This window comes from Geobacillus sp. B4113_201601, assembly GCF_001587475.1.
Classification (GTDB): Bacteria; Bacillota; Bacilli; order Bacillales; family Anoxybacillaceae; genus Geobacillus; species Geobacillus icigianus.
Map to the genome: position 1 here is coordinate 1 of NZ_LQYX01000105.1, position 2,087 is coordinate 2,087.

Consider the following 2,087-nt stretch of genomic DNA (forward strand, 5'->3'; position numbering starts at 1 on the left):
GATGGCCGCTGCTTTGTTTGAGTATGCCCAAATTTATGGAAGGCGTATGTATAATTTTGGATAATCAACACTCGTGATAATTTTCTTTAGTATGGTCTTAACCCCCTTTATTAATTATTAGGTACCCGTGGTGCTAGTTGAGCGTTAAGACTCAACTAGCACCACGGGTTTTCTTTTATTGTCTATTTGTAGGGAGATAAAATACTGTTAATATGTTACTTTTTTACTATTAATTCATAAAGCCGTTTTGAACCAATATATACTACATGAATAGATAAATACATGAGGAACAAAAATAAGGAAACATAAATACGACCTTTATCTGTCATTACAATTTCATTAGACACAAGAGAATAAATCAAAACATAAAAATAGAAAAAGGCAAGCATCAGAAGTGCTTCAGAAAGAAAACCAAGAATTCCTTTCGAGCGGTTCAAGATTATAGAAAAAATCGTATCTACCACCCCTGTTATGACTAAAGTAGTTATAAAAAATTTTAGGATAATTTTGATAGAAGAAAAGGTTCCAAACGAATTAATACGGACATCGGTTGTCAACGAAATAAGATGCATTACTGAATAAAAAAGTAGGAAAGGCAATGAGATAATGGCTAAGCACATGAAGGATACAACTGTTATTGCAAAGATGTGATCTGAAACAGAATATTTATTTCTACTTTTTTCTTTTTTTATCATATACAAAATTCCCTCTTTTTGTAAATTTATATATTGGATAATATATATTTTATATGGTAATATAATACATGGAATAAAATACTATAAATTTGGGGAGGTTTCAATATGAAAAATAAAATTTTAATGAAAACAGTAATTTTTGCAACTTCATTTTCTATTTTGTGTACTACTTTTACACCTCTCTCATCTACTTTTGCTGCTGAAAATGATAATACAGCAGTAGTTAATAATCAGGTAACAAACGAAACACCTGAATCTCTACTAGAATATATAGAAATTGAAGGAGCCCCTAGTACTGTAGAAGATACTAGAGACTTTATTCAGTATGCTGCGACTACAGAGGAATTTCAAAGCTATATCGGTGAAGAAATAGCTCAAGATGATGTAGCTCATGCTTCAGGAGTCGTAAGCGGAACACTAAAAGCTATTAAAGCATTTGGTTGGATTTGTAGAGTTGGTGGAAAAACTCTAAAATATGCTATTAGACCTCTATCTCCTTCTAAAGCAAAATTAATTGATCAATATGCTAGAAAAATAGCCTATGCAACTGAAAGATTAGAGTCGGGAACAAAATCAGCATTAATTTCAGCGTTAAAGAAAGCAGGGGTTCCTGGTAAAACTGCTGAGGCTTTAGCAGAAATTATTTTATGGCTAGTATAAATAAAAATAAACTGTAGATGAGCAAATTTGCTAACATAAATTGACAACTAAACAAAAAAGGAGACATGAACCCGATTCCTTGGTTAGAATAGATGTACCACCAACTACCCACAAGGAGGTTCATGTCTCATGAATAGATTTAGCACATCATCAAGGAATCCACAAGTTTTTCATGACGCTGGGATTGGCGCTTTATTTCTCGAAGCCGGTCATCAAGCATCTCGTTCATCTTGTCGACGCCTTGACGACCAAGGGATTTTCGGGGACATTGACGGATGTCCGGTACTGGAGTTTTCACCCGAATCATCGAACGACACTGAGCCACTTTTTCACGAAAAGCCCTTGGAACGAGGAAAAACTGCTTGAGAAGCTGTAAGAATGGATCCTTCGCCAGATCGAACGCCTAGCCAAGCGGACGAATCAACCACTGTTCCTTCGATGGATGATACGATTGGCCAAAAAACAAAGCCTTCGTCACGGGCCGCCCGCGCCATTCAAGGGTGTGATTGGCACTACTCGCACAACGATCATCCATCCGTTTGGGGGCATTCGCTCGTTTGGCGGATGGTGCATACCTTCACGCAAGCGTTTCCGTTCGCGTTTCGTCTCTATGATAAGGCGGCGGGAAGAAGCAAGATCGACCTAGCGATCGAGAGGCTTTCCTCGCTCAAGGGGAAACGGGCTCAGCCGGTGTATGTGCTCATGGATTCGTGGTATCCGTCCCAAGCGCTC

At 37.7% G+C, this 2,087-nt stretch carries 2 protein-coding genes and 1 pseudogene; 2 read left to right on the forward strand and 1 reads right to left on the reverse strand.

The window, feature by feature from the left end; translation table 11 throughout:
• Nucleotides 1-215 precede the first annotated feature (215 nt).
• A complete protein-coding gene (locus B4113_RS14995; protein WP_033844597.1) occupies nucleotides 216-695 on the reverse strand; it encodes a hypothetical protein in 480 nt (159 codons plus the stop codon).
• Between the two features lie 105 nt (nucleotides 696-800).
• Here B4113_RS14995 and B4113_RS15000 point away from each other — a divergent pair, with 105 nt between their 5' ends.
• Entirely contained in the window at nucleotides 801-1,355 is a 555-nt protein-coding gene (locus B4113_RS15000; protein WP_231559861.1) for a hypothetical protein, read from the forward strand.
• Between the two features lie 79 nt (nucleotides 1,356-1,434).
• Nucleotides 1,435-2,087: pseudogene (locus B4113_RS15005) on the forward strand (IS701 family transposase); the annotation flags it as partial.